The 22,834-nt window shown below is 70.3% G+C and carries 17 protein-coding genes and 1 pseudogene; 5 read left to right on the forward strand and 13 right to left on the reverse strand.

All coding sequences use genetic code 11. The annotated features are described in order from the left end of the window. Positions 1–57: 57 nt before the first annotated feature. Complete coding sequence (locus O7543_RS11015; protein WP_281553909.1) at positions 58–2,502, forward strand: low temperature requirement protein A; 2,445 nt, start codon at positions 58–60, stop codon at positions 2,500–2,502. 49 nt (positions 2,503–2,551) lie between these two features. On the opposite strand, the gene O7543_RS11020 is transcribed toward O7543_RS11015, so the two are convergent. After that, positions 2,552–3,088 carry a DinB family protein gene (locus O7543_RS11020; protein ID WP_281553908.1) on the reverse strand — a complete coding sequence of 179 codons (537 nt, stop codon included), beginning with the start codon at positions 3,086–3,088 and terminating at the stop codon, positions 2,552–2,554. Between the two features lie 87 nt (positions 3,089–3,175). Here O7543_RS11020 and O7543_RS11025 point away from each other — a divergent pair, with 87 nt between their 5' ends. Beyond that, a complete protein-coding gene (locus O7543_RS11025; RefSeq protein WP_281553907.1) occupies positions 3,176–3,688 on the forward strand; it encodes a MerR family transcriptional regulator in 513 nt (170 codons plus the stop codon). A gap of 154 nt (positions 3,689–3,842) precedes the next feature. On the opposite strand, the gene O7543_RS11030 is transcribed toward O7543_RS11025, so the two are convergent. The 5 genes from O7543_RS11030 to O7543_RS11050 all read right to left on the reverse strand — a co-directional run bounded on the left by O7543_RS11030 (position 3,843) and on the right by O7543_RS11050 (position 10,606). After that, positions 3,843–5,984 (reverse strand): cellulase family glycosylhydrolase, encoded by a 2,142-nt coding sequence (locus tag O7543_RS11030; protein ID WP_281553906.1) that lies wholly within the window; start codon positions 5,982–5,984, stop codon positions 3,843–3,845. A gap of 285 nt (positions 5,985–6,269) precedes the next feature. Beyond that, a complete protein-coding gene (ispG, locus tag O7543_RS11035; RefSeq protein WP_281553905.1) occupies positions 6,270–7,442 on the reverse strand; it encodes a flavodoxin-dependent (E)-4-hydroxy-3-methylbut-2-enyl-diphosphate synthase in 1,173 nt (390 codons plus the stop codon). Positions 7,443–7,450: 8 nt separating this feature from the next. Continuing rightward, positions 7,451–8,698 (reverse strand): site-2 protease family protein, encoded by a 1,248-nt coding sequence (locus tag O7543_RS11040; protein ID WP_281553904.1) that lies wholly within the window; start codon positions 8,696–8,698, stop codon positions 7,451–7,453. Then, positions 8,698–9,888 (reverse strand): 1-deoxy-D-xylulose-5-phosphate reductoisomerase, encoded by a 1,191-nt coding sequence (dxr, locus tag O7543_RS11045; protein WP_281555498.1) that lies wholly within the window; start codon positions 9,886–9,888, stop codon positions 8,698–8,700. Before dxr ends, O7543_RS11040 begins: the two co-directional genes overlap by 1 nt. A 94-nt stretch (positions 9,889–9,982) precedes the next feature. Beyond that, positions 9,983–10,606 (reverse strand): Uma2 family endonuclease, encoded by a 624-nt coding sequence (locus tag O7543_RS11050; RefSeq protein WP_281553903.1) that lies wholly within the window; start codon positions 10,604–10,606, stop codon positions 9,983–9,985. 180 nt (positions 10,607–10,786) lie between these two features. Here O7543_RS11050 and O7543_RS11055 point away from each other — a divergent pair. Then, positions 10,787–11,593, forward strand: a pseudogene (locus O7543_RS11055) (YhjD/YihY/BrkB family envelope integrity protein); the annotation flags it as partial. Here the strand turns inward: O7543_RS11055 and O7543_RS11060 are convergent. Continuing rightward, on the reverse strand, positions 11,580–13,772 hold the full coding sequence (locus O7543_RS11060) for an MMPL family transporter (RefSeq protein ID WP_281553902.1): 2,193 nt from the start codon (positions 13,770–13,772) through the stop codon (positions 11,580–11,582). The pseudogene O7543_RS11055 and the gene O7543_RS11060 overlap by 14 nt on opposite strands. 54 nt (positions 13,773–13,826) lie before the next feature. On the opposite strand from O7543_RS11060, the gene O7543_RS11065 reads away from it, so the two are divergent. Next, positions 13,827–15,476, forward strand: a complete 1,650-nt coding sequence (locus O7543_RS11065; RefSeq protein WP_281553901.1) for an NAD(P)/FAD-dependent oxidoreductase — start codon at positions 13,827–13,829, stop codon at positions 15,474–15,476. Between the two features lie 40 nt (positions 15,477–15,516). Here the strand turns inward: O7543_RS11065 and O7543_RS11070 are convergent, their stop codons facing one another. Further along, entirely contained in the window at positions 15,517–17,109 is a 1,593-nt protein-coding gene (locus tag O7543_RS11070; RefSeq protein ID WP_281553900.1) for a Rieske 2Fe-2S domain-containing protein, read from the reverse strand. Between the two features lie 250 nt (positions 17,110–17,359). Between O7543_RS11070 and O7543_RS11075 the strand changes: the two genes are divergently transcribed. Continuing rightward, positions 17,360–17,581, forward strand: coding sequence for a DUF2631 domain-containing protein (locus tag O7543_RS11075; RefSeq protein WP_281553899.1), 222 nt, complete (start codon positions 17,360–17,362; stop codon positions 17,579–17,581). A 74-nt stretch (positions 17,582–17,655) separates the two neighbouring features. Here O7543_RS11075 and O7543_RS11080 read toward each other — a convergent pair whose 3' ends face one another. From O7543_RS11080 to pyrH, 5 genes are all read right to left on the reverse strand, one after another. Further along, a complete protein-coding gene (locus tag O7543_RS11080) occupies positions 17,656–18,759 on the reverse strand; it encodes a DivIVA domain-containing protein (protein ID WP_281553898.1) in 1,104 nt (367 codons plus the stop codon). A gap of 37 nt (positions 18,760–18,796) precedes the next feature. Then, positions 18,797–19,924: a 23S rRNA (adenine(2503)-C(2))-methyltransferase RlmN gene (rlmN, locus tag O7543_RS11085; protein WP_281553897.1), complete on the reverse strand. Its 1,128-nt coding sequence runs from the start codon at positions 19,922–19,924 to the stop codon at positions 18,797–18,799. 83 nt (positions 19,925–20,007) lie between these two features. Further along, a complete protein-coding gene (locus tag O7543_RS11090) occupies positions 20,008–21,381 on the reverse strand; it encodes a phosphatidate cytidylyltransferase (RefSeq protein ID WP_281553896.1) in 1,374 nt (457 codons plus the stop codon). Then, positions 21,381–21,938 carry a ribosome recycling factor gene (frr, locus tag O7543_RS11095; RefSeq protein WP_281553895.1) on the reverse strand — a complete coding sequence of 186 codons (558 nt, stop codon included), beginning with the start codon at positions 21,936–21,938 and terminating at the stop codon, positions 21,381–21,383. The genes O7543_RS11090 and frr overlap by 1 nt, the downstream gene beginning before the upstream one ends. A 79-nt stretch (positions 21,939–22,017) precedes the next feature. Further along, a complete protein-coding gene (pyrH, locus tag O7543_RS11100; protein WP_123600510.1) occupies positions 22,018–22,773 on the reverse strand; it encodes a UMP kinase in 756 nt (251 codons plus the stop codon). Positions 22,774–22,834: the final 61 nt, after the last annotated feature.

Genomic DNA, 22,834 nt, shown 5'->3' on the forward strand with positions numbered 1-22,834 from the left:
CAGTCGAGAGTTCAGCGATCCGCTCCGGTGCGGGGCGATGGTTGCCACAGTTGGGGCGTGCACGACGACAGCCCGCACCCGCATCCGACCGCTGGCGGTCTCCGCCTGGTGCGCCGGAATCCGCTGGTCACCGGCGACGTCAGCTGGATGGAACTGTTCGTCGACCTGTTCTTCGTGTTCGCTTTCCTGAAGGTCACCACCTTGATGGCGGCCGATCTGACCGCGGTCGGCATGCTCCGCGGGGTCCTGGTGATCCTGCTGCTGTGGCACTGCTGGACCCCGGTCGTCTGGCTCGGCAACGTCGTCCACCTGGACCGGGGCGGCATGCCGCTGATGATGGCCGGCATCGCCACCGTCCTGCTGGTCATCGGCGTGACCGTACCCGAGACGTTCGTCGACCTGCCCGGCAAATTGCCGGGACCGGTCGTGGTGGTGGTCGGCTACCTGGCGATCCGGGTCAGCGTCCTCACAGTCCTCACCCGGTCCCGCTGGTCGGAAGGTCCGGCCGGCCGCCGGCCCGCTGCGATCGCCTGGCTGACGCTCGCCGCGTCGGCGTCGGTGCTGCTGGCCGCCGCGCTGCTGCCGCCGCACCTGCCGGCCCGGTTCGACGCCGATCTGGTACGGCTGGTGCTGTTCGCCCTGGCCCTGTCCATCGACTTCGTGGTGCTGACCGCGGTCGGTCGCGGCAGCTGGCAGATCGTCTCGCCGTGGCATCTGGCGGAACGGCACGCGCTGATCGTCCTGATCGCGCTCGGCGAGACGATCATCTCGATGGGCACCGGCGGTGGTATTGGTGCCGACCTCCCGGTCACCTGGCCGCTGATCGCCGCCGCGACGCTCGGCCTGGTCATCGTCTCCGCCCTGTGGTGGACCTACTTCGATCTAGCCAAGATCCTCGCCGAGCATGCTCTCTCCCGGAGATCCGGCGTCGACCAGACCCGGATGGCCCGGGACGTGTACAGCGGCCTGCACCTGCCGATGATCGGTGGGCTGATCTTCTTCGCCCTCGGCCTCAAACATGCGACCGCCACCATCACCGGCGGCTCCGAACACCCCTGGACCACCGCCGACGCGGCCATCCTCTACGGCGGCGTGCTGCTCTACCTGCTGGCGCTGGTCGCCTTCGAATGGCTGTCCGGACGTCTGCTGGGTCGCAGCCCGCTCCTTGGCATCGCCCTGCTAGTAGGCCTGCTCCCGGTGGCCACCCGCGTCCCACCGCTGGGCGCGTTGGCGCTGCTGGCCGTCGGCGTCGTGGCGATGCTGATCGCCGACCGGACGGTGTTCCGCCGCCGCCACGTCCAACTGCACCGGCTGGCCGAATCCGAGACGTCCCGCCTGCACGGGGTCACCCCCCGGGAACTCTTCCTCGACCTGGTCTTCGTCTTCGCGTTCATCCAGGTCACCACGCTGATGACCCGGCACGCCTCGGTCTGGGGCCTCGTCCGAGGGCTGACCCTGCTGGCGCTGCTGTGGTGGGCCTGGACCTCCTTCTCCTGGCTCACCAACGCGGTCCGCACCGATACGGTCCTGGTCCGGTTCACCACGATCGGCATCGCCGCCTCGGTTCTGACGATCGGGATCGCTACCCCGCAGGCCTTCGAACCGGCCCCGGGAAGTCTGCCCGGTTCGCTGATCATCGTCGCCAGTTATCTCGGCGCCCAGCTCATGCAGACCGTGCTGATCCTGCAGGCATCGCGTACCGAGCCGGTGCTGGGGGCGCTCGCACTGCAGAACGCCGTACCGTCGACGGCCGCGCTGCTGCTGCTCATCGGGTCCGCGGTGGTGGAGTTCGCGTCGCCCGACTGGCTGGCCGGAATCCCGGCCGTCACGCTGCTCTGGGTCGCCGCGCTCACCATCCAACTCGCCGGCAGCTACCCCACCGGGGTGAAATCCTGGCGGCCCCGATCCGCTCGGCACTGGGTGGACCGGTACGCGCTGATCATGCTCGTCGCGTTCGGCGAGACGATCATCTCGGTCGGTCTGGCCGTCGCGGATCAGCCGGTCTCCACCAGTGTCATGGTCATCGTCGTCACGGCGGCGGTCACCGTCGGCGCTCTCTGGTGGCCATACTCCACGACGATCGACTCGGCCCGCCTCACCTTGGACGCGCAGACCGGCGTCGACCGGGCCAGACTCGCCCGCGACGCGTTCACCTACCTGCACCTGCCGATGGTCGCCTGCGTCATCCTGATCGCGTACGGCCTGCACCAGGCCGCGGTGCCGCGCGACGACACCGGTATCCGGTTCGGCCACTACGCTTTCTACTGGGGGGTGGGGTTCTACCTGCTCGCCAATCAGGTGTACTGGTGGCGGACCTGGCGCGCAATCAGCTGGTACCGGATCGCCAGCGGCGGTGCGGTCATCGTGCTGGCCTTCCCGACCGCCGCACTGCCCGCTGTGATCAGCCTGCCGGCGCTCACAGTATTCGGGCTGATCTCCGCAGCCGTCGAGTTCGTGCGGATCGGTGACCTGCGGACTCAACCGCCTTCGCGGACCCGTTGACCTTCGACGGGGTGGTCAGCTCGGCCGCCGGCGGGTGGACCGGCGGGTCCTACTGGCCGGCCGCCCCGTCGATGCATTCCCGCAGCAGGTCGGCGTGACCGTTGTGCCGGGCGTACTCCTCGATCATGTGGGTCAGCACCCAGCGCAGCGAGATCGGGCCGCGCCGGCCCGAGCCCGTGACGTCCAGTCCGGCCGCGTCGGCGACGAAACGCTGGGCGTACTCAATCTCCTCCCGCCACGCCTCCCACGCCTGGGTGACCGCCGCCGGGTCGGCGACAGCAGCGTCGAAGTCGTCGTTGGGCGCGGCCTCGGAGTAGAAGCGGGGCGGCGCCTCCTCGCCGGCCATCACCCGCCGGAACCAGTACCGTTCCACGTCGGCGAGGTGCCGCACCAGCCCGAGCAGCGACAGCGCCGACGGCTGCACCGACCGCCGGGCCAGCTGCTGCGGGTCGAGTCCGCCGCATTTGAGCTCCAGGGTCCGGCGGTGCCAGTCGAGGAACCCGGTGAGGGTGGCCCGCTCGTCGCCGAGCACCGGCGGATCGGTACGGGGGTCGGCGTCCGGGTCGGTGAACATGTCGATCGTCATGTCGGTCATCATCGACGGACTGCTTCGGCACGGCCAGCGAATACCGGCTTGACCTTGGAGTGCACTCCGAGGTCTACCGTCGTCGACATGACCACGGGCACAAGAGTCGAGGTTCTCGACCTCACCGGCTGCGCCGCCGGGGCGGATGAGGCGTGCGGGACCGACGCCTCCGGAACCGGCGGATCCGGGCGGCGCGGCCTGCGGGTCGCCGCACTCGCCGTCGCCGCCGGTGTCTCGCCGGACACCGTCCGCTACTACGAACGGGCCGGGCTGCTGCACCCGCCGGAGCGGACCCCTACCGGCTACCGCGTGTACGGCACCGCGGCGGTCGACCGGCTCCGGTTCATCCGGGGCTGTCAGCGACTCGGGCTCCGGCTGCGGGAAATCGCCGATCTGCTCGCCGTCCGGGACACCGGCGTCTGCCCGTGTGAGCCGGCGGAGCAGTTGCTGCGCCGCCGGATCGCCGAGGTCGACGTGGAGCTGGCCCGGCTGACCGCGCTACGGGCGGAGATGGCGGCGATGGCTGAGAAGCTGCCGACCACGGCCTGCCCGCCACCGGAACCGGGCCGATGGTGCCCACCGGATGGGGACGGGAGGTGATCACGATGCTGGAGCTGACCACGCGCTGCGACTGCGAGCCGGACTGCTGCGGGCCGGACTGCTGCTGACCAGTCGGCCCTCAGGGCCGGGTGGGTACCGGGCCGGTGGGTGCCGCCGGGTGTGTCGGCGGCACCCACCGGGTGCCAGAGGAATGTTACGAGGTGGTGCCGGTCACCGCCGAGCCGTTACGTGCAACGGTGTAGGCGATCGTCGTACCGCTCCAGAAGTGGAAGGTGAGCGTCACCGGGGAGCCGTCGTTGACCTCAGCGAAGAAGTCCGACGTCAAGGTGATCGTGTTCGCGGCGTAGTTCGGCCGGAAGGTGACGTCGAACTCCTTGTACGACGTCCAGTTGTGCGGGCCGGCGTTGGAACCGTCCGCGTACCGCGCCTCCATGGTGGCCAGTTGGTCACCGCGGAAGGTCGTCGGGATGTTGAACGACGAGGTGGTACCACTCGCGTTGGCCAGTACCGGCGGATCCGACGAGATGATGTTGATTCGCCACGGCACGCCGGACGAGAAGCGGGCGTGCAGGGTGGCGTTCACCCCGTACGCCCGATTGCCGACCAGGCGGGTGACGGTGGACGCGGGCAGCGTCAACTGGTTGCCGCTGACCGTGTAGTCGGTCCCCCGGACAAGGTCGGTGCTACCCTGCCGCAGTCCCTGGAAGGTCAGCCCGTTGAGGTTCAACGCGAGGGTCTTGGCGGTGACGCTGCCGGTACGCGGCACGAAGATCATGTCGCTGGCGGCGGTGCCGGAGCGGGTGGTCCAGGCCGACTTGATGTGGGCGATGAGCTCCGGGTCGCTCCACTGGAAGCTGGTCCGGCCGAGGTGCTGGCCGTTGTCCCACAGCTGGGTGGCGATGCCGCGGGTCCGGGTGTGGTAACCGAAGAACTCGAAGAACTTCAGTTTCTCGCCCTGCTGGATGGTGCCGGTGTGCCGGTCGAAGCCGAGCAGACCGAACTCGCCGATGACAACCGGGATGCCCCGGGACACGAAGGTGTTCTGCACCCGGTTGAGCGAGTCGATCACGTCCTGCTGGGCGGTGGCGTCGAAGCGGTAGCCGCCGGCGACGTTGACGCTGAACGGCCAGTACCCGTAGTAGTGCACCGTGGCGATCAGGTTGGGGTCGTTCAGTGCGGTGAACGTGCTGGCGAGCTCGTCGAGCCGGGCCTGGTCGGACGAGGTGTGCAGGGTCGGCAGGATGAGCAGCCGGGTGGCGTTGTTGCCGCCGGAGTTGCGGACGATCTGATGGAACGTCCGGTTCAGCTCGTCGAGCAACTGGGCGTTCTGGGCATCGCCGGAGCTGTTGCTGAACTGCGGCTCGTTGACGCTCTCGAAGTGCAACTTTGGCGACGAGTCACGGAAGGTGTTCGCCAGCTGGGTCCACAGCGCCGAGTAGCGATCCAGGACGCCGGTGCGGTTGCTGGGCATCGTGTTGATCCACTGCCAGGAGTCGTGATGCAGATTGATCATCACGTAGAGGTCCTCGGCGAGGGCCCAGTCGACGATCTGCTTCACCCGGGCGAGCCGGGTGGGGTCGATCGTGTAGTTGGGCGCGCCGCCGTGGTGGTGCGTCCAGGTCGCCGGAATGCGGATGCTGTTGAAGCCCTGCGTCTTGATGGTGCGGATCAGATCCCGGGTGACCAACGGGTTGCCCCATGAGGTCTCACCGCTGCCGTCGACGTTGTCGCCGGTCGCGTCGAGGGTGTTGCCCAGGTTCCACCCCGGCTGCATGGCGTCGACGACGTCCTGCGGGTTGCCCGGCGGACGCGGGGTCGCGGTCGGCGTCGGGGACGGCGGCGCGGTGGTCGGCGGCACCGTCGGCGACGGTGGGTCGGTCGGCGGCGTGGTGGGACCCACGCTGCCGGTGCAGGTGACACCGTTGAGCGCGAACGACGTCGGGGCGGTGTTGCTGCCCGACCAGGAGCCGTTGAAGCCGAACGAGACGGTCGCGTTGGTGCCGAGGTTGGCGTTGTAGCTGACGTTGGTCGCGGTGACCTGGCTGCCCGAGCTGGTGATGGTGGCGTTCCAGGCCTGGGTGACCTGCTGTCCGGACGGGAAGGCCCAGGTCAGCTGCCAACCGTTGATCGGGTCGCCCAGGTTGGTGACGTTGACGTTGGCGGTGAAGCCGCCTGGCCACTGGGCGGGTGCCGAGTAGACCACCCGGCAGCCGGCGGCCGCGTGCGCGCTGGCCGCGACGGCGACGCTTCCGCCGACCAGTGCGGCGGTCACACCGCCAGCGACCAGGCCGGCGCGCCACCTTCTCCCGCGAGCCGTCGTTGTCTGTTGAGTCATGTCGCTCCTCGCCGTGGGGTGTGCCTGCGGGTCAGGCACGAAGGGACGGGCACCGGCGGTCGCAAACGAGCAGCCAGCACCAGCGAAGTGGCCGCAGACTAAGTCGGGAGCCCAAACTTTGTCAATCGGCGCACGCCGATGTTGATGCCCCCGGAGGTGCACCCCGACCAATCCGCCGCTGCCGGCAACGCCCCCTGACCGGCACAAAGAGATCCCGTTGGCGGACCGACGTCCGCCAACGGGATCAGAAACGACAGCCGGCCCCGGGCCGGCGCGCGTCACGCCTCAGTGCACCGTGACCGTCGGCCCGGGAAGAAGCTCACGCATCTCCGCCGGCAACTCGGCGCCCATCTCGTCGGCGATCCGCAGCGCCTCCTCCACCAGGGTCTCCACGATCTGCGACTCCGGCACCGTCTTGATCACTTCGCCCTTGACGAAGATCTGGCCCTTGCCGTTGCCGGACGCCACCCCGAGATCGGCCTCCCGGGCCTCGCCCGGCCCGTTCACCACGCATCCCATCACCGCCACCCGCAACGGAGCCGGAAACCCGTCCAGCGCAGCGGTCACCTGGTCGGCCAAGGTGTACACGTCCACCTGCGCCCGCCCGCAGGACGGGCAGGAAACGATCTCCAAGCCCCGCTCACGCAACCCGAGCGACTCCAGGATCGCCGTACCGACCTTGATCTCCTCCACCGGCGGCGCGGACAGGGACACCCGGATGGTGTCGCCGATCCCTTCGGCCAGCAGCGCGCCGAACGCCACCGCCGACTTGACCGTGCCCTGAAACGCCGGGCCGGCCTCGGTCACCCCGAGGTGCAGCGGATAGTCGCACTGCTCGGCCAGCAGCCGGTACGCCCGGATCATCACCACCGGGTCGTTGTGCTTGACCGAGATCTTGATGTCCCGGAAGTCGTGCTCCTCGAACAGCGAGCACTCCCACAACGCCGACTCCACCAGCGCCTCGGCGGTCGCCTTGCCATGCTTGGCCAGCAACCGCTTGTCCAGCGAACCGGCGTTGACACCGATCCGGATCGGTGTACCGGCCGCCGACGCCGCCTTGGCGATCTCCGCCACCTTGTCGTCGAACTGCCGGATGTTGCCCGGGTTGACCCGCACTGCCGCACAGCCGGCGTCGATCGCAGCGAAGACGTACTTCGGCTGGAAGTGGATGTCGGCGATCACCGGGATCTGCGACTTGCGGGCGATCGTCGGCAGCGCGTCCGCGTCGTCCTGCGACGGCACGGCGACCCGCACGATCTGGCAGCCGGACGCGGTCAGCTCGGCGATCTGCTGCAACGTCGCGTTGACGTCCGAGGTCACCGTGGTGGTCATCGACTGTACGGAGACCGGTGCACCGCCACCCACCGGCACCGGACCGACCATGATCTGCCGGCTGACCCGGCGCGGCGCCAACGGCGGCGGCGGCACTGCGGGCATGCCCAGACTGACAGCGGTCACTTCTCAACTCACCTCGAGAACAGCGTGATCGGATTGACCACGTCCGCGGTGATGGTCAGCAGCGTGAACGCGCCACCGATCAGCAGAACCGCGTACGTGAGTGGCATCAGCTTGAAGTAGTCGACCCGCCCCGGGTCGGGTCGGCCCAGCACCGCGTACAGCCAGGACCTGGCCTTCTCGAACCAGGCGATCGCGATGTGCCCGCCGTCCAGCGGCAGCAGCGGCAGCAGGTTGAACACCCCGACGAAGAAATTCAGCGAGATGAACAGCAGCACGAACAACTCCCAGGCATCGTTGGCCACCGCCTCCCCGCCGAGCCGGCTGGCACCGACCACGCTGATCGGGGTGTCGATGTCGCGCTCCGCGCCGGTGATCGAGGCCCACAGCGCCGGGATCTTCTCCGGGATCCGCATCATCGCCTCGACGGTGCCGACCGCCATCTGGCGCAGGTAGTCGCCGGTCGCGCCGAATGCCTCGATCGGCCCGTACGTCACCATGCCGGGCTTCTCGATCCGCAGCCCGACGCCGAGCGCGGCGACCGTGCTCAGCGGGCCCTCGTCGGTGCCCAGCTCGGGGCGCTGCACTGCGGCGAGCTCCGCCTCGGCGGTGCCGGTCGTCCCGTCCCGCTCGTACCGGACGGTCGCCGGCCCCGGATCGGCACCCCGGATCGCCTCCAGCATGTCACCCCAGGTGTCGACCGGGGTGCCGCTCACCGCGAGGATCCGGTCGCCGTCACGCAGGCCCGCCTGCGCGGCCGGGCTGGCCGGGTCGCCGGCCTCGCAGGCACGGGCCACGTACTCGACGACCACACAGTCGGTGACCGCGACCACCGCCGGCTCCTGACGGGCCTGCTCCTCGGTGGCGGGGAAGTCCGGGTTCGGCAGGCCCATGAAGACCGCAGCCAGCCAGAGGGCGACGATCGCCAGCCCGAAATGGGTCACCGACCCGGCGGACATCACCACCGTCCGCTTCCACACCGGAAAGCGCCACATCACCCGGGACTCGTCGGCGGGTGCCACGTCGTCGTCCTGCGGGGTCATACCGACGATCTTGCAGAAGCCACCCAGCGGGATGGCCTTGAGCCCGTACTCGGTCTCACCGCGCCGGAACGACCAGATGGTCGGGCCGAAACCGACGAAGTACCGGGTCACCTTCATCCCGAACTTTTTCGCGGTCACCATGTGACCGGCCTCGTGCAGGCTGACCGAGATGAGAATCGCGAGGGCGAAGAGAACCACCCCGAGCAGGTACGCCATCAAGCTCCCTCCGCCGATGCACCGATCAGCTCATGCGCCCGGGTTCGCGCCCAGGATTCCGCAGTGAGCACATCGTCGACCGTACCCGGTTCGCCGAAGTCCGGTGCCGCCTGCAGCACCCGCTCCACCGTGTCGACGATGCCGAGGAACGGTAGCCTGCCGGCGACGAACGCCGCCACGCACTCCTCGTTCGCGGCGTTGTAGACCGCCGGCCGGCAGCGGCCGTCCGCGCCGGCCTGCTTGGCCAGCGCCACCGCCGGGAACGCCGTCTCGTCGAGCGGGGCGAACTCCCAGCTCTGCGCCCGGGTCCAGTCGACCGGCGCGGCCGCTGCCGGCACCCGGGCCGGCCAGCCCAGGGCCAGCGCGATCGGCAGTCGCATGTCCGGTGGACTGGCCTGGGCGACCGTCGAACCGTCCACGAACTCCACCATCGAGTGGATCACCGACTGTGGGTGGACCACCACCTCGATACGCGGGTACGGGATGCGGAACAGTTCGTGCGCCTCGATGATCTCCAGGCCCTTGTTCACCAGGGTCGCCGAGTTGATCGTGATGACCGGGCCCATGTTCCAGGTCGGGTGGGCCATCGCCTGCTCCGGGGTGACCTCGGTCAACTCGGCACGGGGCCGCCCCCGGAACGGGCCGCCGCTCGCCGTCACCACCAGCTTGCGCACCTCGTCGGCGGTGCCCGAACGCAGGCACTGGGCGAGCGCCGAATGCTCGGAGTCCACCGGCACGATCTGGTCCGGGCGCTGTATCGCGGCCCGCACGATCGGACCACCGGCGATCAGCGACTCCTTGTTGGCCAGCGCCAGGGTCCGGCCGGCCCGCAACGCCGCCAGGGTGGGGGCCAGCCCCCGGGAGCCGTCCACTCCGTTGAGCACCACGTCGCACGGCCACTCGGCAAGCTCGGCCATCGCCGACGGGCCGGCCAGGATCTTCGGGATCCGGAACCCACCGGTCGGATAGCCGCGCCGGGACGCTTCAGCGTAGAAGGCGAGCTGCAGGTCCTGCGCCGCCGAGGCCCGGGCCACCGCCACCACCTCGACCTGCAACAGTAGTGCCTGTACGGCGAGCAGCTCGACGTTTCCCCCGCCGGCGCCGAGCCCGACGATGCGGAACCGGTCAGGGTTGCGGGTGACGATGTCGACCGCCTGGGTGCCGATCGAGCCGGTGGAGCCGAGCAGCACGATATCCCGTGGGGAGGAAGTCACCGACCCATTGTCCCGCAGCGCCGCAGCCGCCCGGCCGCCGGGCGCGCCGCCGAGTCACCGGGACACCGCGTCACCGTGCGTCGTCGGCCTCGTCGAGCAGATCGGCCGGATCGATGGTGAACTCGAACGGCTCCTTCATCACGAACGCGGTTCCGGCCGCGGCCGCCGCCACCGGCCGGTACTCCCCGTCGCTCAGCTCGTGCAACGCCAGTGCCGGCACCCGGTTCCGGAAATCCGCCCGGAGAAAGAAGGGCACACCGGCTGCGGCGTACTGCCGTGGCCGGTCGATCACGTCCTTGCGCCGGTTGCCCTTGGAGACGATCTCGCCGAGCAGCACGGCTTCCGAGATCGGCATCGAGACGTGTCCTCCACCAGGTGAGCGGAGCACCACGATGTCGGGGGTGTACAAGTCGTCGCCCGAGACGACGTTGACCTCGTGGTACAGCCAGAGCTTCGCCCGGCGCGCTGCCTGCTTCAACAGATACGCCAGATCCAGCTCGATCGTCTGATGGTCGTACCCGGCATGTGGTGTCACGATCACGCTCCCGCTGAGGACCTCGACCTTGGGACCATTGGTCTCCGGCAACAGGTCAAGGGCGAGCTGCGCGGTCCACGGCTCGTCGAAATCGCCGAGTACGTCGAACGACGGCTCACGCGGCGGCTCCGGATCGGGCACGAATGCCGGCTGTGCCAACGTGCTCACCCCTTTCCGCGGGACATGATGCACCGACCAGACTAGCCGCGACGCCCCGCCACGGCGGCGCACCGGGCCATGTCGGCTGGCCGACCGTAAAGCCGGACCGTACGGGCCACCCCACGCCGGGCCACCGCCGTACGGGAGTGGAGACCGCCCCGGTGGGGAAAGCTGAGGAACATGGTCTCCCGAGGTCGCCGGCTGGTCCGGGCAGCATTCCGGCCGCTGCGCGGGCGGGACCTGTCGCTGCACGCCGCCTCGATCACCTTCTTCGGCGCGATCGCGGTCGTCCCGGTGGTGCTGCTGGCGATCTGGCTGACCGGGCTGTTCGCTGGTGCGGGCCGGATCCGTCGGCTCACCGACCCGGCGATCGACACCCTGCCCGAACAGATCGGCGCCGACCGGGCCGCCGCCGCCCTGATCGACGCCGGCCTGCACCTCACCCCGGTGCTGGCGCTGGCCGCAGTGCTGCCCGCCTCGCTGTACGGCGAAGGGCTGCGCCGGGCATTCGTGTCGGTGGCGCCACCACCGGAGCCGGCCGAGTCGATGGTCGGCTGGCGGGGCCGGGTGCTACTGCTACCGCTGCTCGGCGCGGCACCGGCGTTGATGCTGCTGGTGCTGCTGGCCCTACCGTCGGCCGCCGGGCTGTTCGCCCGGGGCGGCTGGGCCGGCGCGCTCGGGGTGGTGGTGTCGTTCCTGGCCGTCTGGTTGGGGCTGAGCCCGGTGCTGGTCTGGGTGTTCCGGGTGGTCGGGCCGGGCAAGCCGGACTGGCTGGCCACGGTCGCGGTCGGCTCGTTCACCGCCGCCAACCTGTCCGGTTTCCTGCACGGGTTCATCCTGTTCTGCTCGCTGCCGCTGGACCTCGGGGTGCCGTTCGGCGGGCTCGACCAGGTCGGCGCGGCGGTCGCGGTGCTGCTCTGGCTCTACCTGCTGCATGTGATCGTGCTGGCCGGCTACTCCGCCACGCTGGCGTTCAGCCGGTGGCGCCGTCGGGACCGGCACCGGAGCCGACCGACGCCAACTGCGGGTTCGCCGGGGCCTCGTGCAGGCCGAACCGGCGGTACAGCCGGCCCAACGGACCCGGCGCCCACCAGTTCCACCGACCCAGCAGCCGCATCGTCGCCGGCACCAGCAGCACCCGCACCAGGGTCGCGTCGACGACGATCGCCACGATCATCCCGACCCCGATCAGCTTGATGAACGAGATGCCACCAGCGGCGAAACCGGCCACCACCACGATCAGCAGCAACGCGGCGGCGGTGATGATCCGCCCGGTGTGCTGCAGCCCGGCGGCGACCGACGCGGTGTTGTCGCCGGTGCGGTCCCACTCCTCACGCACCCGCGACAGCAGGAACACCTCGTAGTCGGTGGCCAGCCCAAACAGCACCGCCAACATCAGGATCGGGTTGGTCGGATCGATGAACCCGGTCGGGGTGAATCCGAGCCAGTCGGCGAAGTGCCCGTCCTGGAACACCCAGACCACCACGCCGAACGAGGCGCCGATCGACACCAGGTTCATCAGCACCGCCTTGACCGGCAACACCACCGAGCCGAACGCCAGGAACAGCAGCACCATGGTGGCGGTGGCCATCAGCAGCGCCATCCACGGCAGGTAGGTGCCGAGGCTGTCCAGCATGTCGATGTCAGCGGCGGTGCGGCCACCGACGAGGACCTCGGCCCCGGCCGGGGGCGGCAGGTCCCGGATGGCCCGCACCAGTGCTTCGGCCTCGTCGCCGGTCGGCTCGCCGACGTAGCTCACCCGGATCAGCGCCGAGGTGTCGCGTACCGCCGCGATCTGGGCACCGGTGGCGCCCGGCAGCCCGGCGATGTCCTCGGCGAAGGCTTGCGCCAGGTCGGGGCCGGCGCCGGAGACCAGCACTTCGACCGGGCCGATGCTGGCGCCGTCAGGGAACTCCTCGGCGATCGTCTCGGCCACCACCCGCGACTGCGCACCGGCCGGCAGCACCCGCTCGTCGAAGCCGCCGAACTCGGCCCGCAGGAACGGGGTGGCCAGCAGCAGCAGCCCGACCACCACCACGGTGACGTAGCGCACCGGGCGCCGCATCACGCTGCGGGCGATCCGGGCCCAGGCGCCGGCCCGGGCGGCCTCCCCCGGCTGCGGCGCCGACCGGCGACGCCACGGCAACGGTACGGTGAGCGCGTTGATCCGCGGGCCGAGCACCGCCAACAGGGCGGGCAGTGCGGTCACCGAGGCGAGCATGGCGACCAGCACCGCTGCCATCCCGCCAAAGCCGATCCCGGTCAGGAACGGCTGCGGAAAGATCAGCAGGCTGATCAGCGAGGTACCGATGATCAGACCGGAGACAGCGACGGTACGACCGGCGGTGGCGACGGTACGTACCAGCGCTTCCGGGGTCGGGTGGCCGGCGGCCAACTCCTCCCGGAACCGGCTGACCACGAACAACGCGTAGTCGATCGCCATGCCCAGCCCGATCAGGGTGATCACGTTGATCGCGAACACCGAGACCTCGGTGACCAGGGTCAGCGCCCGGACCGCGACGAACGCACCGAGGATGGCGAGCACGCCGACCAGCAGCGGCATCGACGCCGCGACCAGCCCACCGAAGATCAGCACCAGCAGCACCAGCAGGATCGGCAGGGCGATCAGCTCGGCCCGGGTGATGTCCCGGATGGTCTGCTCGTTGGCCTGGTCGAGGAACGGCACGGCACCGCCGGCCCGGGTGACCAGCCCCGGTGCGTCCAGCAGCGGCCGGATCTGCTCGAAGGCGGCGGTCTTGGCGTCCTCGTCGTCGCCGGCGAGCTGGACCAGGGCGTAGGTGGCCCGCCGGTCGGTGGCGACCAACGCCGGCGACTCGGTGTCGTAGTAGCTGGTGACACTGGTCACCTCCGGCCGGGTGGCCAGCGACTCCAGGGTCTGGGTGACCGGCTCGCGGAACGCCGGGTCGTCGACGGTGGCCGCGTCGCTGCGGTACAGCACCAGCACGTCGACGTCCTGGTTGCCCAGCTCGGCGTTGATCCGCTCCCGGGCCTGCGTCGACTCGGCCGCCGGGTCGGCGAAACCGCCACCGGAGACCGCCCCGAACAGGCCGGTCCCCCAGGTCACCCCGACGACGACCAGCAACGCGGCGGCGGCCAGCACCACCCATCGCAACCGGACCACGGTCCGTCCCCACCACGCGAACACGTCTCGACTATCGCAGGCCCATCTTGGACGCCGCACGGCGACTAGGGTCGGGACATGGGTACGTCACACTCTCCGGCGCCGCGACCCGACCCGTCGACGCGCGCCGACCTGCCCGCCCGCGCCGACGTGGTCGTCATCGGGTCCGGGCACAACGGTCTGGTCGCGGCGGTCCTGCTGGCCCGGTCCGGGCTCGACGTGCTGGTGCTGGAGGCGGCCGAGGTGATCGGCGGCGCCACCCGCACCGAGCAGCCGTTCGCCCGGGCGCCGGGGCTGCGCCACTCCACCGGGTCGTACCTGCTAGGGCTGATGCCGCCGGAACTGCTGGCCACCCTCGACGTGGCCATCCCGGTGCTGCGCCGCGACCCGCACTACTTCCTGCCCACCCCCGGTGGGCCGGGGTCGCCGTACCTGCTGTTCGGCACCGACCGGGCCGCGACCCGGGCACAGATGTCCGCCGCCTTCTCCGCCGCCGACGTGGCCGCCGACGACGCCATGCAGGCTGAGCTGGCGGCGCTACGCGACGACCTGGCGCCGGCCTGGCTGGCCGAGCCGCTGCCGGTCGAACAGACCGCGCAGCGCTATGTCCGCCCTGCGCTGCGGCAGGTCCTCGTCGACCTGGTCCGCGGCTCGGTCGCCGACTACCTGGCCCGCTTCGAGTTCCGCTCCGAGTTGCTGGTCGCCATGTACGCCGTCACCGACGGGCTGAGCGGGCTGACCGCCGGGCCGGACGACCCGGGCACCGGTCACAACTTCCTGGTGCACAACATGTGCCGACTGCCCGGCTCGGACGGCACCTGGATGATCGCCGCCGGCGGGATGGGCACCGTGTCGCGGACCTTTGCCGACGCCGCCCGGGCCGCCGGAGCGCGGATCGTCACCGACACGCCGGTCACCGCGATCACCGTGGACGCCGGCAGCGCGAGCGGTGTCGTCGTCGCCGACGGCCGGTCAGTGGCCGCCGAGGTGGTACTCGGTGCCTGTGACCCGTACCGGCTGCTGGAGCTGGCCCCCGACGGCGTGCTGCCGGCCGAGCTGACCGACCGGCTGGCCGCCACCCGCCGGCCGGGCAGCACGTTGAAGGTCAACCTGGCGCTGACCGGGCTGCCCCGGTTCAGCTGCCTGCCGGACGCCGCGCCCAGCCCGTTCGGGGCCACCATCCATCTGCTGCCCGGCTCGGCGTCGCTGCTGCCCGGCGGCGACGGCGAGTCGCCGATGACGGCGCTGCGGGCGATGTGGGCCGATGTGCGGGCCGGCCGGCTGCCGGTCGAGCCGACCATCGAGTGGTACCTGCACACCACCGTCGACCCGTCGCTGCGCGACGCCGCCGGGCACCACTCGTCGGCGCTGTTCGTCCAGTCGGTGCCGTGGCAGCCGGCGGGTTCGTCGTGGGCGACCGAGCTGCCCGGGTACGTCGAACAACTGCTGGCCGTCTGCGACCGGTACGCGCCGGGCACCAGCGCGCTGGTCGCCGACGCGGTGCCGCTCGCCCCACCCGGCATCGAGGCGCACTTCGGCATCACCGGCGGGCACATCCACCACGTGGACAACACCGTCTCGTTCACTGACCGGATGCCGTACGCCACCGGGCTGCCCGGCCTGTACGCGGGCAGCGCCGGCTGCCACCCGGCGGGCAGCGTGATCGGTGCCGCCGGGCACAACGCCGCCCGGCGGATCCTCACCGACCTGGGGCACGGCGAGCGCTAGTCGCGGCGCGGCGGACTTCAGGCGCGGCCGACGTCAGGCGCTAGGCCTGCGCCACCGGCTCGCCGGCTGGGGTCTGGGACTCGACCGGTGCCGGGGTGCCGGCCCGCCGGGCTCGGACCTCGTGCCCGACACTGGTCAGGCACCGTCCGCTGGTCAGGTCGAACCGCCAGCCGTGCAGCTGGCAGGTGAGCTGGTCGCCGTCGATGATGCCGAACCGGGTCAGGTCGGCCTTGAGGTGCGGGCAGCGGCGCTGCACGATCCAGTCACCGATCCTGACGTCCTCGGCGTCCGGGCGTTGCTCGGCGTACCAGCCCTCGGCGTACTGCAGCCGCTCGGTGGACAGGCACTTGAAGAACGCGTAGACGAACTCGTTGTACTGGCCGATCCGCGCGGCGGAGAACCGGCAGGACAGGAAGAGCGAGTTGACCCAGTCGACCTCGCCGGTGTGCAGCAGGTGCTCCACCAGGGCCCGATCGGTGCGGAACCGGTAGCGGACCTTCTCGTCGCCGTACGGCCGCACCTGCTTTCCGGGGAAGTCCACCACGATCGACTCGACCGACTCGCCGTCGTAGTCGACCAGGTCGAACCGGACCGGGCCGCCGACCCCTTTGGCCAGGTAGACCGACTCCTCCAGCAACGGCTCGATACGACGTTTCATCTCGCCCAGTACGTCGATCTCCGGGTGCCGCCAGGAAGCCTTCTCAGCCTCGATGACCGGGCGCTTGCGCTCCCGCATCTCGACCAGGTGGGCCTGCTTGTTGGCGAAGAGCTCGTCGACCGGCTGCGGGTGGGTGGTGCGGCACTCGTCGGCGGTGACCTCGGCGACCGAGCCGGGCAGCAGCACCACTCCGTTGCTGCCGCCGACCTTGGCGTACTCGGACAGGAAGACCTGCTGGTCGGGGAAGATGTTGCCCTCGTCGCCGTGGATGTCGTTGAACTGCCACAGTGCGTCGTCGAGGAAGCAGGGCGGCCCGGCGATCGGAAAGACGTACGACGCCTTCAGATCGTCGATGTACCGCCAGGTGCGGTCGAACTGGCGCTCCCGCTTCTGCTTGCCGAACGCGGTCTTGGCGTTGGTGGGCAGCTCGTAGACCATCGGGTACCAGATGGCACCGGAGAACTGCAGCAGGTGGGCGTGCACGTGGCCGAGCGCGGCGAAGACCGACAGATCGGTGGGGCGGGCGTCGTTCTGGTTGAGCAGCCGGACTCCGTCGTGTTCGACCCACAACGACGAGTCACCGATCGGGCCGTCGGTCGGGCTGGTCAACGCCTGGATCATGACGTTGAGGCCGCCGTCCAGCTCGACCACCTCGTTGGTCTTCGTCCGCAGGAAGCTGGTGAAGCCGAGTTCGCGCAGCTCGTCCTCCAGCTCCGAGGTGGGGTACTCGGGCAGCAGCACGGTCGCCCTTTTCGACACGAAGCGCTTCAGGTGCGCCGCGTCGAAGTGATCCCGGTGCAGGTGGGAGACGTACAGATAGTCGACCTGGCCGAGGGACTCCCAGTCCAGCTGGGAGTTGTCCGGAAAGGGAAACCATGAGGCGAAGTAGGCCGGGTTGACCCACGGGTCGCACAGGATGCTGCCCGCAGCCGTGTCGATCCGCATACTGGCGTGCCCGGTACCCGTCAGTCGCACCGTACAGACCCCCTCGGTCACAAGCGATGTGTACGCCGGAAACGCTACCGGAGGCGGCGGTCGCCCCGACTGGCGACGTCTGGATCCGCTCGCTCCGGCTCTGCCTGCCCGGGTGGCCCGGCACCGGCACGGATCCCCCGGCGGGGTCCCGATGCCGCGCCCGCCGACGTCATGCCAGACTGGGCAGGATCCATGCGAGTGACCGGGCTCCGTTCATCGGAAGGGGCCGGTTCGAGAAGGAGGACCAGCCGTGGCCGGAACCGAGCCGGTGACCTCACCCGACCAGCACAAGCCGGGCCATCGCAAGTTGGGGCGGATCGGCGCCATCGTTTCGGCGTTGGTGTTGCTCTCCATGCTGATCGGTAACCATGAGGGCCGCGTCGAGGACATCTGGCTGATCGGCCTGGCCGTCGGACTGCTGGCCATCGTCGTCGGCGACGCCGTGCTACGACGCAACGGCCTACGATCCTGACCGGGGTCCGGCCCGGTCGGTGATGCCGGTCCTGACCGCCGACGTTGATCCGGCCGGGGCGGCCGGATCAACGGTCACCGGCCGCGCTGCAGGATGTCCTGCACCTCCTTGAGCGCTGCGTCGACCTCGGCTTCGAAGTAGCCACCGGTCACCAGCCCGAACTGCACTGTGTCGAGTTCCGCCGTGTCCACCGGCATCGGCCCCCGACCGGCCATCGCGGTGAGGATGTCCTCGAACAGCCGATCCACCTGCGCCGGGTCGTAGCCGCTGCCGAACCGGCGGACCTGGAAGGTCCGCCGGATCTGGTCCACCCGCTGCAGGCTGCCGCCACCGGACAGTCCCGCCGGTCCGCCCGGCATCGCCGGGTGGCCGCCCGTCATGCCCGGGTGGCCGCCGCCCCCGGGAGGGCCACCCATGCCGGGGTAGCCGCCTGCCACCCCCGGGTGGCCGCCGGGGGCGCCACCCATGCCGGGGTGGCCGCCCGACGGCGGGCCGGACTGGCCGGACCGCCGATCCGGGAAGTAGATCTCGGCCGTCATGTCGGCCTTACCGTGCCGGCCCTGCTCGAAACCGTCGAACCGACCGCCCGGGCCGGGACCGAATCCGCGGTGCGGCCCGCCCGGAGCCGGCACCGGCGGGCCGCCTGCCGGAGCACCCGGCGGGTAGCCGCCCCGAGGGTCCTCGTAGCGGCCGTAACTCCCGGTCGGCTGGTCGGCATAGTGGCCGTACGGATCGGGGGCCGGCCCGGGCTGACCGGGCACCGGCCCGGGCTGACCGGGCACCGGCCCGGGCTGACCGGGCGCCGGCCGCGGCGGCAGCGCGGCGGCGGCCGACGGGACCGGGCGCTCGTCACGCATCGGACGATCGTCGCGCCCGGCCGGGGCCGGCCGGTCGGGCCGGCCGGCACGGGTGTCCGCGCCACGACCGGCCGGGCCACGCTCCTCCAGCTCGGCGAGCTGTCGTTCCACCCGGTCCAGGTGCAGGTCGACCTGCCATTCGTCGTAGCCGTTGAACCGGACTCTGAATACGACATCGTGCACTTCCTGCGCGGAAACCGGTGACCCTACCGGCTCGCCGGCGAGTGTGGCCTCTACACGGTCGAGGAAGGCATCCACTTCGTCGACCTTGTAGCCCCGACGAAGCGCCCGACGCCGGAAGCGCTGTCCCTGACTCGCCACTACGTCTCCTGATTCACTCGCTGATCACACCGGTAGCTCATGACGCCGTCTCGGCGGCCGCGAGCTGCCCGCATGCTCCATCGATCTCCCGGCCCCGGGTGTCGCGAACGGTCACCGCGACACCAGCTGCACGCAGCCGGCGAACGAATTCCCGCTCGACCGGCTTGGGACTGGCGTCCCAACGACTGCCCGGAGTCGGATTGAGCGGAATGAGATTCACGTGGGCCATGCGACCAGCCAGCAATCGACCCAGCAGATCGGCTCGCCATGGCTGGTCGTTCACATCCCGGATCATCGCGTACTCGATGGACACCCGCCGACCCGTACGGTCCGCGTACTCCCACGCGGCGTCCAGGACTTCGGCGACCTTCCACCGTTGGTTGACTGGCACGAGTTTGTCGCGCAGATCATCATCGGGCGCATGCAACGACAGCGCAAGAGTCACTGATAGGTCTTCCCCGGCGAGACGCCGCATTGCCGGCACCAGTCCGACGGTCGAGACCGTCAGGTGCCGCTGTGACAGACCCAGCCCTTCCGGTGGTGGCGCGCAGAGCCGTCGGACGGCGGCGATCACCCGGCCGTAGTTGGCCAACGGCTCGCCCATCCCCATGAAGACGACGTGTGACAGCCGGGGCGGTGAACCGGTGATGCCACCCGCCGCAGCCACCCCCGCGAGGTGGACGACCTGATCGACGATCTCCGCGGTAGACAGGTTCCGGGTCAGCCCGGCCTGACCGGTGGCACAGAACGGACAGGCCATCCCGCACCCGGCCTGGCTGGACACGCAGACGGTCACCCGGTCCGGGTAGCCCATCAACACGCTCTCCACCAGGGCTCCGTCGTGCAACCGCCAAAGCGCCTTGCGGGTGGCGCCGCTGTCACACGCGCTTTCGCGCACCGGAGTGAGCAGGGTCGGCAGCAGCCGTTCGGCGACCCCTGCCCGGACGGTGGCCGGCAGATCCGTCATCGCCTGCGGGTCCCGGGTCAGCCGGCCGAAGTAGTGGGTGGAAACCTGCTTCGCCCGGTAGGCGGGCTGACCGAGCCCGGCGAGCAGCGTCTGCCGCTCGCCGAGATTGAGATCAGCCAGGTGCTGGGGCGGCAGGGCGGGGCGACCGTCGGACGCGACGGTCGCCGGACGGCTCGGGGTCAGCGGCAGGCTTCTCATGGCAGGACCAGTCTCCCACGATCCCGCCGTGGCCGGCTCGCCACGGTGGGCGCATCGACCGGCACCCCCTTCTGAACGACCGCTCAGCCGGCCAACGCGATCAACGACAGCACGAGGTAGGAGACCGGCAACGCGAACAGGATCGAGTCGAGCCGGTCCATCAGCCCGCCGTGTCCGGGCAGCAGGTTGCTCATGTCCTTGACCCCGAGATCCCGCTTGAGCATGGACTCGCCTAGGTCCCCCAGCACTGCCGCGACCGACACCGCCACGCCGAACAACGCCCCCCACAGCGGCATGACGTCGAGCAGCAGAAGCAGCAGCACCGCGCTGCCGATCCCGGCGGCGGCCACCGACCCGGCAAAGCCTTCCCAGGACTTCTTCGGGCTGATCGTCGGCGCCATCCGGTGCCTGCCGTAGAAGACACCGGCGGCATAGCCACCGGTATCGGAGAGGATCACCGCAGCCAGGGTGACCAGGATCTGCAGGTCGCCATCCGGCCGACTGGCCAGCAGCGCGGCGAAACCACCTAGAAACGGGACGTAAACCGCGATCAGCGTGGCCGTGGCCGCGTCCCGCTGGTACCCGGACGGTCCATCGCCCAGCCGCCAGATCAGCATCGCCAGAACCGTCACCAGCAACCCGAGCGCCAGAGCATCCGGGCCGATCCGCCAGGCCAACACGGACATCAGCGCGCCGCCGGCGAGCAACGGGATCGTCGGCGGACGGGCGCCGCTGGTACGCACCGCCCGGATCATCTCCCAGGTGCCCAGGCTGACGGCGGCCAGCAGGACGACCAGGAAGGCTGGCCGCCATAGGAACAACGAACCGAGCACCACGACGACCAGCCCGAGGCCGACGCCGATGGCAGCCGGCAAGTTTCGGCCGGCCGACGGCCGGCGGTCGGCGGTCGGCGGTGCGTTCCCGGCCTCGCCGGGCGGATCCTGACCGGCCCGACGCGGGTCGATCGGCTCCGGCACCGGCTGATCCGGGTCGGAGCGCTCGGTCACCGGCCGAGCCGGACCAGACCGGCCGGATCGACGGCGTCGCGCGCCGGCCCGCCGGCGCGCTGCCGAGCTGTCCGGCCCCGCCTGCGGAGCCGGGTCCGTTGACGGCGCTACCCGCTCGCCGTCCCGGTACCCGGTCGACCAGTGCCCGGCGCCGTGACCGTTACCGGCTGGCGCGCCGCCGTGGGGCAGACCGCCGTTGCCAAGGTGGGAACCGGTGTACGGGAATTCCCCCGTACCGGTGTACGGCCCGGTGGGGACGGGACCGCCGTGGGCGGCGCCGCCGTACACCGGGCCGGGCACGGCGTTCGGGCCGCCGTACGGCTGGGACCGCTCAGCCAGCGGATGGCCGTTACGGGTCTCCGGAGCTGACGGTTCGGGCGCGGCGCCGGGGTGCCGCGCCCTTGTTCGAGCGTCCGGTTGATCGCCGCCAGCGGTCTCGGGGTAGGACATCAGACCTCGAGCAGCTCGGTTTCCTTGTGTTTGACCAGTTCGTCGACGCTGGACACGTACCGGTGAGTGAGATCGTCCAGTTCCTTCTCCGCCCGGCGTCCCTCGTCCTCGCCGGCCTCGCCGTCCTTGACGATGCGGTCGAGTTCTTCCTTGGCCTTACGACGGACGTTGCGGATGGCGACCTTGGCGTCCTCGCCCTTGCCGCGCGCCACCTTGATCATCTCTCGCCGGCGGTCCTCGGTCATCTGCGGCAGCAGGATCCGGAGCTGGGTCCCCTCGTTGTTGGGGTTGACTCCGAGGTCCGAGTCGCGGATCGCCTTCTCCATCGCGGCGAGCTGCGACATGTCGTACGGCTTGACGATGGCCATCCGCGGCTCGGGCACCCCGACGGATGCCATCTGAGTGATCGGCGTCGGGGTTCCGTAGTAGTCGAGCACGATGCGGGAGAACATCGCCGGAGTGGCCCGACCGGTCCTGATCGCGCCCAGCTCCTCCTTGGCGTGCTCGACGGCGCGCTCCATCTTCTCCTCTGCTTCGAGCAGAGTCTCCTCGATCACCTGTTCCGTCGCCTCCTTCTGATGGTCCGGTGTCCCTGCTGGCACCTGCCGGTACGGATCCGCCGCGCGGTCCGGCCGGTCAGGTCGTGATCAAGGTACCGATGCGCTCGCCGGCGACTGCGCGCACGATCGTGTCGTCGCCCTGCGCGCCGAAGACCAACATCGGCAGGTCGTTGTCCATGCAGAGGCTGAACGCCGCAGCGTCGGCAACCCGCAGTCCGCGCCGTAGCGCCTCGGCGAAGGTCACCGTGTCGAGCTTGCTGGCGGTCGGGTCGGTCCGTGGATCGGCGGTGTACACCCCGTCCACGCCGTTCTTGCTCATCAGCACCACGTCGGCGTGGATCTCCAGAGCACGCTGCGCCGAGACGGTGTCGGTGGAGAAGTACGGCATACCGGCACCCGCGCCGAAGATCACCACACGGCCCTTCTCCAGGTGCCGGATCGCGCGCAGCGGGATGTACGGCTCCGCGACCTGGGCCATCGTGATGGCGCTCTGCACCCGGGTCTCGACGCCTTCCTTCTCCAGGAAGTCCTGCAGGGCCAGGCAGTTCATCACAGTGCCCAGCATGCCCATGTAGTCGGCCCGGGCCCGGTCCATGCCGCGCTTCTGCAGCTCGGCGCCGCGGAAGAAGTTGCCGCCGCCGACCACCACCGAAACCTGGACCCCGAGCCGGGAGACAGTGGCGATCTGCCGGGCGATGTCCTGCACCACATCCGGGTCGACGCCGATGGCTCCGCCGCCGAATACCTCACCGGACAGTTTCAGTACCACCCGCCGGGACCGCCCGGGTGGAGGCGCGGTCGGGTCGTCCGCCGCCAGCGTGTGTCCACTCATTACCTGCGTCATCCGACCCGCCCTTCGCTAGCTGCCCTCAGCGCCGCCGTACTCACCCTCG

The organism is Solwaraspora sp. WMMA2080, assembly GCF_027497395.1.
GTDB lineage: Bacteria > Actinomycetota > Actinomycetes > Mycobacteriales > Micromonosporaceae > Micromonospora_E.